An 8,046-nucleotide genomic window follows, 5' to 3' on the forward strand; every position below is an offset into this window, starting at 1 on the left:
GAAATTCAAAAAACCGCAGAGAAAAGTAGTTTGGTCCGCAGATAGTGAGTTCGAGCTTTCCCCGATTTCGCAATCGCAGCGAATGTCCGGAAAGCGGGCTGCGGCTGCAGCATCCTGATCGTATGCTCAACGGCAGCAAAGGGCCGTCCTCATCGGCCAGATCCGACCTCTAGAACAGGATGCTGCGGTCGCTCCGATGGCCGCGAAGAGCCCAATTTTCTTGATGCTGCGCGTGTGACGAGCGTCCGCTTCTGAATACTAAGTTGAACAGGAACGACGTTCCTAAAGCGACGGCACGAGAACTTTCGCGGCAGCCGCCACATGGTCATGAAACCATCGGATTTCAGGTTGATCGCCAGTGGTTGCGCTTCGGAATAGTGTCAATTCCAGCGGTTTCAGGTCGAAAGGAACTGCGCGTCGCTCTAACCCATAAACCTGCGCAGCATCATCCATTGCGATCGAGGGGACCGAAAGCAGTAGGTCGGTCCGGGTTAGGACCGGGGCTGCCATGGAAAAACTCGTGATGACGGCCCCGACGTGTCGCGAGATACCCTTTTCGACGGCCGACCGATCAATAGGGCTGTGACCTGACGAAGCGGATGCACTCACCTGAAGATGTGGAAAGTTCCCCCAGGTCTCGAGCGACCAATCGGAGAATGCCGGATGGTTCTTTCGCCCGTAAACGACCCAAGGCCAAGCGCCAATCGGCGTTCCGCGCAGGTCGTCTTTTTGTTTGAAACTCGGCGCTATCAGTGCATCGAACCGCCCTTGGCCCATTTCTAGAACCGCCGTCGGAGAGAATGCCGTCAATTCCACCCTGACACCCGGAGCTTCTTCTGAAATCAGTTTGAGCAAATGCGGAAGCAATGACGTGATGAAATCCGGTGCTGCCAGTCTAAAGGTTCTGTTTGAATACGCGGGATCGAATGGTTCGGGGGCCTCAAGGACATGCTCGACCTGAGTCAGAAGGGAAGGCAGTGAGTCAGCGAGGCTTTCACCCCTGGCTGTTGGGACCATGTGCCGACCGTCTCGCACGAGCAATTCGTTACCAAACAAGACACGCAAGCGTTTCAGCGCATGACTGACAGCAGATGACGTGAGGTTCAGCCGATCTGCGGTTCGGGCGACGCTCTTTTCGCGCAGCAAAACATCAAGCACGACGAGTAAATTCAGATCGATCTTTGAAAGTCGTGGTGCATCCATGATGAATTTCATTCACTTATACTGAAAACGTTTCATTTGATTCATCTTAATTGCGGTGCGACACAGATGCAATCCTGCGTGTGTCGCCAGGCATCGCTCAACTGTAAAAATGGAGATCAAACCATGTCACGAAGTTCTGACATTGCTATCACACTGGCCGCCGCTCTAACGATCGGGACCGGCGCGCTCGCCGAGACGTCGCTCGATATCAAATTCGCCGGCGCGCTTGAGTTTGCCGATGACGGCACGCTGTTTGTAGGCGACAACCACAACGGCGCAATCTACGCCTTTGAGGTTCCGGGGGAAGCTTCGGACGCACAAGTCATGCCAAGCTCTATCTTCAACATCGACGCCAAAATCGCTGAACTTCTGGGCGTGGGGACAGGCGCAATCCAGATCAATGATATCGCCGCACACCCGGTTTCGAACGACGTCTACATTTCGGTAACCCGGATCGGCAATCTCGTCTCTCAGCCAGCGATTGTGGCAGTCTCACAAGACCAAAGCCTGCGCCTCCTGGACCTCGCTGCGCTCGAGTTTCAGAAGCAGGAGCTTATCGAATTCCCGGAAGGTGAGATCACTTTCAATGGGCGTTCCGGTAGCCCTATGACGCCAGCGATGCCGCGTGATCTCGCTAAAGCCGCAGTGCCACTGAACACGCTGGCGATCATGGATATGGAGTTTTACGAAGGCGAACTCTTCGTGGCAGGGGTTGCCACTGACAATTTCCTCTCATCCTTGCGCCGCGTGTCCTACCCGTTTGACGGCACACAAAGCGTAGCGAACGTTGAGATGTACCATATCGCCCACGACCAATATGAGAGCCGCGCGCCAATTCGGGCGATGTCAATCCAGGAGATCGATGGCGAGCCCCAACTAGTTGCCGCCTATACCTGCAGCCCGATTGTCTTGGTTCCCCTGTCCGATATCGAAGATGGTGCCAAGATCTCAGCACGTACAATCATGGATTACGGCAACGGCCAGCCACTCGACATGATCGCCTATAACCACCAGAACCCATTTGGCGGCGAAGCCCAACCTTCTTTGTTTGTCACGAGCAACAGCCGTGCGCCGCAGCTCATTCCCATCAGTGGACTGCAGAACGTGCAAGTTGTTACGCATGAAGACTTTGAGCGTGGCTTCAAGTTGGATGATAGCCCGGTGATGCCCTTCGGGCCTGTTGGCGAAGCCGTCATGTTTGAAGGTGTGCCCCTGCACATGGACTTGGTTGGCGGCGGTTTCTTTGTGTCTGTAAATCGCGATGCCTACACCGGAAGCCTTAATCTTGACACCAACCCTGCATGGTACCCGAACCGCATTCACAATCTGCTCGCAGAGTTCGACTTCCCACAGTACGACCCAGCTGCCTCCGCAGAGCGGATGTCGAACTGATCATGGGGCGTGGTCTTAACAACGGGGTCGCCAAGATATTGGCGATCCTCTCGGTGGTTGCAATGATAGGTTCACCTGTGCATACAGACGAGACTGGCGTATCCTTGCCTCAAACGAGGGCTGAGCCTGTCTCTATGCGCTTGTCCGCAATCGAGACAGACGATGTGGATCTCTCCCAACGACTTCAGATCTTTGTCGGTTCAGCAGACCGCTGCTGTGAAGGTAGAACGCCGATGGCTGGCAGATACTCCCAGTCCGAAGGGACGTTGACCTTTTTGCCGGCGTTCGGTTTTGACACCGGCCAAGACTATGTGGTGCACGTTTGGACTCCGCAAGATGAACATGCGCTTCACGTGTTCCGTCTTGCAAATGAGGTCGCCACGGTTCCTGCCTCCGTAACCGAGACTTACCCAAGCGGCGAAACCATTCCAGAAAATACCCTTCGGTTCTACATCCATTTTTCAACGCCGATGAGACCCCAAGTTGCATTTGACTACATCAAGCTGCGAGACGCCTCCGGCAATGTCGATGACGCCGCCTTTATGCAATTCAAGCAAGAGCTTTGGAATGAGGACCGCACACGACTGACCGTTTTGATTGATCCTGGCCGTATCAAGCGAGAGGTCGCAACCAACGTAGAGCTCGGCCCAGCATTGCGGGCAGGGCAACAGTACACGCTATCTGTTGAGGGCGGTTGGCCCTCTTCCGATGGGGCGTCTGTCTTGCCCATTTTTTCAAGGACTTTCACTGTTTCATCAGCCCTTCGGGAGCGCCCGGATGTCGGTCTATGGCAGTCAGTTTCGCCCTGCGTTGGAACACGTGAGGCCCTTGAAATCAGCTTTGATCGCCCTTTTGACCGTCATCTCTTATTCAGCAAAGTTCGCGTTTTGGCGAAAACGGGTCATAGAATTGAAGGGAAAATCGAGGTTGCTGGCAACGAACGCGTCTGGCGTTTTGTACCCAATCATCCTTGGTCAGGAACCGATGTTAAACTCGTGGCCGAGACCGAGCTGGAGGATGTCGCAGGAAACAATTTTCTCGACCTTCTTGATCGAATCACAAGCGATCAAATCGCTGTCCCAACTTCGACTGACCTCAACATTGGTCTGACGATTTGCTCTGAATGAACGCCAATCGATCCATACTTTCTGCTGGCCCAGTGCTTTCGTGGTTCGCGGGTTTCGCGAAGCGCACCAAATGGGCGCTTGCATCGAGCCAATGGCGTTGAGGTCCGCCTCGGAACATCAAGACAGCCTGGATTTAAGGTCCGAAGCTAGTCCAATGGTCCGTTTTCAGGACCTGGACGAAGCCGCTCGCGCAGCGGTGTGGTCTTGGTGTCCGTCATGGGACCCTCCTGTCTGTTGATTGAGAGATCCAATCGTCAGACAGTCGTGCCCATTTCCAAAATCGCTACCGTCAGATCACCGCGCAAGGGTGTCCACAAGCGCCCCTGCCGCGCGAGCGGCTTCGTCCTTGTCCGCGATGTGTGAGTTCCCACCTCTTCAGACTTTGCGCTCGCAGCAAACGGCGGCTTTGGTAGGCCGCACCGCAGCGTCGAAAGAGTTGGGTGAAGGGCAGCTAATGGGATGTACCGGCTGCTTCACCCAGCAGGTTAGGCTTGGCCTATTTCACCTGCAGATAGGAGAAGTAGCATGGCGAAGAGCGACTTTGATGAGCTGATGTCGGTTGGCATTGATATCGGCAAGGACACATTCCATATCGTGGCATTTGACCCTGATGGGCAGTTGGTGATGCGCAAACAGATCAAACGGCTGGCGCTGGTTCAGACGTTTGAGAGGCTGCCCCGTTGCGTAGTCGGCATGGAGGCGTGTCTGAGCGCTCACTTTGTCAGCCGGACGCTCCGCAAGATGGGCTTCGAGCCTCGGATCATGCCCGCAATATATGTAAAGCCGTTCATCAAGGGCCAGAAGAATGACTACAACGATGCGGAGGCGATAGCTGAAGCTGCACTGCGCCCCAATCTTCCGATTGTCCCCGAGAAGAGCCAAGAACAGTTGGACCTACAGGCGCTCCATCGTGTTCGGTCACGGCTGGTGTCGCGCCGGACGGCGACAATCAATCAGATCCGCGCATTCCTGATCGAACAGGGCATTACAGTGCGCAAAGGTCTTCGGACTCTGAAGAACTCGTTCGAGACGATCCTAGAAGAGCGAAAGGACGAGATATCACCTCGCATGCGAACGATCCTGATCGGTCTCTATGGCGATTGGCTGTGGCTGGATGATCGGATCGATACGGTCTCGAAGGAGATTGAACACATCAGTCACACCGAAGAAAACTGCGTCAACGTAATGACGGTGCCCGGTATCGGTCCGATGATCTCGACTGCGATGGTTGCTGCCATTGGCACGGGAGAGGCCTTTGGTCGAGGCCGTGACTTTGCCGCATGGGTTGGGCTTGTACCACGTCAATACAGCACAGGTGGACGAACGGTTCTTGGGCGCATCTCCAAACGCGGCAGCCGATACTTGCGAATGCTGTTCGTTCAGGCCGCCAAGGTAATTTTGATGCGAACCAATCGATGGCCGGACTTCAGCTTTGGAGAATGGCTAACGCGAGCCGCAGAACGGATGAACCGCAACAAGCTTGCTGTCGCCCTGGCCAATAAGCTGGCGCGCATGGCGTGGAGCATACTGAGATACAAAACGGCGTTTGACGCGCCCAGAGACGAGGTCGCTATCGGCGTGTGAGCTGGATCGACCCAAAGGAGTTCGCGACTGAAAGAAAGCATGGAACGGAACAATTACGCACCCAGAGTCTGACGGCCCAAACGGTTATCTTAGACCTTGCCGCTAATTAGACCACGGCGCGTGCGTAACCCCAACAAGGCCACGACCCGCGTGTCGATCAGTAGGCCGGATACATATGAGCGACTTCCGAGAACATGCCAGAAATCACTTGCGAACAGCAGCCGGTACATACATTTGGGTCGGCTGTGTCGATCTAACCTAGATCGGTCGGCCTGTTAGTCGCGTTACTGCTAACAGCGGGAGTGGGCAAAACGCAACTGGTGCCAAACTGCGTTTCACAAGCAGCAGTCTTCAGGAAGCGTGCGTTGTCGAACGATTTTTTTGCGACTGATTGAACCATCTTCCCGATACAGCGCACCTTATCTACATGGAACAGTCAAAAGCATCCTCGGCCCAAAAGGCCCGTGCACTTGAGGCCTATTTGGTAGCGTCAGCGCGTATGGGGGACACCGCTGCGATGGATCAGTTGGTGCGCTTGGTGCAACCACATCTCTTGAGGCATGCGAACCGATTGCTTGGCGATGCGGAGGGTGCGCGTGATGTGACCCAAACGGCTTGGGTCGATATCTTGCGCGGATTAGCTCGGCTCCGCGAAGTTGCAGCATTTCGGGCTTTTGCAATGCAGATTGTCACCCGCAAAGTTGCCGCGGCAATCAAAACCCGTCAACGAGATCGGGAAATAGCAGCGGGCTGGGCCGAAGAGGGCGAATTCACGACTGCCCCTTTGGGTGAGCAAACAGCGGATGCACAAAATGTGCGTGATGCGATCGCTAGATTGCCGCCAACGCACCAGGCGACTTTGGCGCTGTTCTATCTTGACGAAATGACCGTTGCTGAAGTGGCGACGGCACTCGATGTGCCCGTTGGCACGATAAAGACCCGCTTGATGCATGCGCGTGACAAGCTTCGGGTATTATTGAAAGGAGACAAGAATGACCAAACTGGATGAATTGATTCATGAGGCTCTTGAAGACCAAGATAAAGCCGCTTTGGCTGAAACAAAGGAACTGGGCTATTTCGCACTTGGTCTAAGCCAGTTCAGCGGTAAGCTCGGTTGGGTCACTTGGGTGATTTTGGTGGTTCAAGGCGCAATGTTCCTGTGTGGAGTTTACTGCGCAACGCAATTCTACGGCGCGACCGAGGTCTTGGGCGCGGTCAAATGGGGCATTACTGGCGCTGTCCTTATGATTGTTGCGACCAGCTTGAAAATGAGCCTTATGCCGCAAATGCAAGCCGACCGTGTCATTCGCGAGTTGAAGCGGTTGGAACTCTTGTTGCTGAGCCGAAACTAACGGCTTTGGCCTGCGTTTCGGTCATTGGGCTACCAAAATGCTGCGCGCATCTGCCAGAGTCCGCTTTGGAGAAGCTGCGCTACAGCGTCGGTAGGCCCGATGAAGGGCAGCAATGGGCCGACTTTGATATCTGGCGGTGAGAGGCCAAGGACCGCGCTGCGCTATCCCCAAGATTTGGATTCAGCCAAAGGTTTGAACACCCATCGCTCAAAGCTTCGCATCAGTCGTCCGATGGTTTGAACCCGTCATCTGTCTTGGTTAGGTCGTTAAAAGTATCCTCGGCGTCTTCAAAGCTGCTAAACAATCCGTCGATTTCGAGGTCGTCGAACAGATTCTGATCAACTTGCACCAATGGCCCACCGATGAGGAGTTTGACTTCTGGCCTGATGAGGCGAACTGCCTTTAGTATCCTTTGCATCGTATTCGTTGAACTGATCGAACCTACCGACAAGGCAAGAATTGATGCTGGCGACTGATCGATTTCAACCATCAATTTGGAATAGTTTACGTTTGTTTTCAGATCGACATCCCACCCCTTTGAGCGCAAAGCATCCGCCGCAATTTTCGCACCAATCGTGTGACTATCACCTGGAATACTCGCCAAGATTGCCTGCTTGGCTTTCCGAGTTATTCTTAGAGGTTCGGGTGACTGGGTTTCTTCCAAAAACCCTTCAATTCTGAGCATTGCAAGTTGAACAGATAAATATGACACTTCGTTCTTGTCCCAAAGAGTTCCGAATTGCCGTGCTGCTTGTGGCAAGACACGAAGGTACAAGTCACGTTTACTCATCCCATCAGACATCAACTGATGCAGCGCATCTTCCCCACTAAACGGAGCACCACGAAGCAATCGGTCACATAGGTCGTCAAGGTCGCGTTTGGCGAAATGGATCGATCTTGACCCGCTTGAGTATTCAAATTCTTGCAAAGGACCTCAACGATACGTTCAGCTAGATTACACAAGCGCAAAGTCGCATTTTTGCGCAAAATCCATCAATATGCTTTCAACATCCTCAATGGACGGTACAGACATGAACATTCCCTTGCCTTAGTGTAAAGTAGGTACGGAATATTGCGATCCTGACAGTTTTGCTTCCGCTTGGCCGTGAGCGCTACTATCTAAAGAGATCGACGGCCAAGTCCATCGATCCGTTATTTGGTCTGGTAGCAGATTTCGCGAACGCGACGAATGGCGGCTAAGCGGGCGCGGTTACTTCATACACGACCAAGGTCGAGTGACCGGTTTGGGCCGGCAAGACCTTAAAACTAGTCAGAGATTGGAATAGACTTAACGCCAATGAATTCATTCAGAATCCAATTTTATCGCTAATCGGCGAATTGCGAACCGAACCTGGTTCCCGTGTTGCTACGATCTATGGATCACAATT

Annotated in this window: 7 protein-coding genes; 5 read left to right on the top strand and 2 right to left on the bottom strand. The window is 53.7% G+C overall.

The window, feature by feature from the left end; all coding sequences use genetic code 11:
• Window positions 1–282: 282 nt before the first annotated feature.
• The gene (locus ACOTTU_RS21575; protein ID WP_425661066.1) at window positions 283–1,203 is read right to left on the bottom strand and encodes a LysR family transcriptional regulator; all 921 of its coding nucleotides are present in this window, start codon (window positions 1,201–1,203) and stop codon (window positions 283–285) included.
• 123 nt (window positions 1,204–1,326) lie between these two features.
• Between ACOTTU_RS21575 and ACOTTU_RS21580 the strand changes: the two genes are divergently transcribed.
• From ACOTTU_RS21580 to ACOTTU_RS21600, 5 genes are all read left to right on the top strand, one after another.
• Window positions 1,327–2,595: a hypothetical protein gene (locus ACOTTU_RS21580; RefSeq protein WP_425661068.1), complete on the top strand. Its 1,269-nt coding sequence runs from the start codon at window positions 1,327–1,329 to the stop codon at window positions 2,593–2,595.
• Between the two features lie 233 nt (window positions 2,596–2,828).
• The gene (locus tag ACOTTU_RS21585; protein ID WP_425661070.1) at window positions 2,829–3,722 is read left to right on the top strand and encodes a hypothetical protein; all 894 of its coding nucleotides are present in this window, start codon (window positions 2,829–2,831) and stop codon (window positions 3,720–3,722) included.
• A 525-nt stretch (window positions 3,723–4,247) separates the two neighbouring features.
• Window positions 4,248–5,306: an IS110 family transposase gene (locus tag ACOTTU_RS21590; RefSeq protein WP_425661040.1), complete on the top strand. Its 1,059-nt coding sequence runs from the start codon at window positions 4,248–4,250 to the stop codon at window positions 5,304–5,306.
• A 427-nt stretch (window positions 5,307–5,733) separates the two neighbouring features.
• A complete protein-coding gene (locus ACOTTU_RS21595; protein WP_425661072.1) occupies window positions 5,734–6,315 on the top strand; it encodes an RNA polymerase sigma factor in 582 nt (193 codons plus the stop codon).
• On the top strand, window positions 6,299–6,658 hold the full coding sequence (locus ACOTTU_RS21600) for a DUF6768 family protein (protein WP_425661074.1): 360 nt from the start codon (window positions 6,299–6,301) through the stop codon (window positions 6,656–6,658). Before ACOTTU_RS21595 ends, ACOTTU_RS21600 begins: the two co-directional genes overlap by 17 nt.
• Before the next feature lie 220 nt (window positions 6,659–6,878).
• Here ACOTTU_RS21600 and ACOTTU_RS21605 read toward each other — a convergent pair whose 3' ends face one another.
• Window positions 6,879–7,508, bottom strand: a complete 630-nt coding sequence (locus ACOTTU_RS21605; protein WP_425661076.1) for a cobalamin B12-binding domain-containing protein — start codon at window positions 7,506–7,508, stop codon at window positions 6,879–6,881.
• Window positions 7,509–8,046 lie beyond the last annotated feature (538 nt).

The organism is Roseobacter sp. EG26 (assembly GCF_049830555.1).
GTDB lineage: Bacteria > Pseudomonadota > Alphaproteobacteria > Rhodobacterales > Rhodobacteraceae > Roseobacter.

Bases quoted from the DNA above. Each gene is read 5' to 3' on its own strand.
- ACOTTU_RS21575 (WP_425661066.1), bottom strand. From the start codon at position 1,203: ATGGATGCACCACGACTTTCAAAGATCGATCTGAATTTACTCGTCGTG.
- ACOTTU_RS21580 (WP_425661068.1), top strand. From the start codon at position 1,327: ATGTCACGAAGTTCTGACATTGCTATCACACTGGCCGCCGCTCTAACG.
- ACOTTU_RS21585 (WP_425661070.1), top strand. From the start codon at position 2,829: ATGGCTGGCAGATACTCCCAGTCCGAAGGGACGTTGACCTTTTTGCCG.
- ACOTTU_RS21590 (WP_425661040.1), top strand. From the start codon at position 4,248: ATGGCGAAGAGCGACTTTGATGAGCTGATGTCGGTTGGCATTGATATC.
- ACOTTU_RS21595 (WP_425661072.1), top strand. From the start codon at position 5,734: ATGGAACAGTCAAAAGCATCCTCGGCCCAAAAGGCCCGTGCACTTGAG.
- ACOTTU_RS21600 (WP_425661074.1), top strand. From the start codon at position 6,299: ATGACCAAACTGGATGAATTGATTCATGAGGCTCTTGAAGACCAAGAT.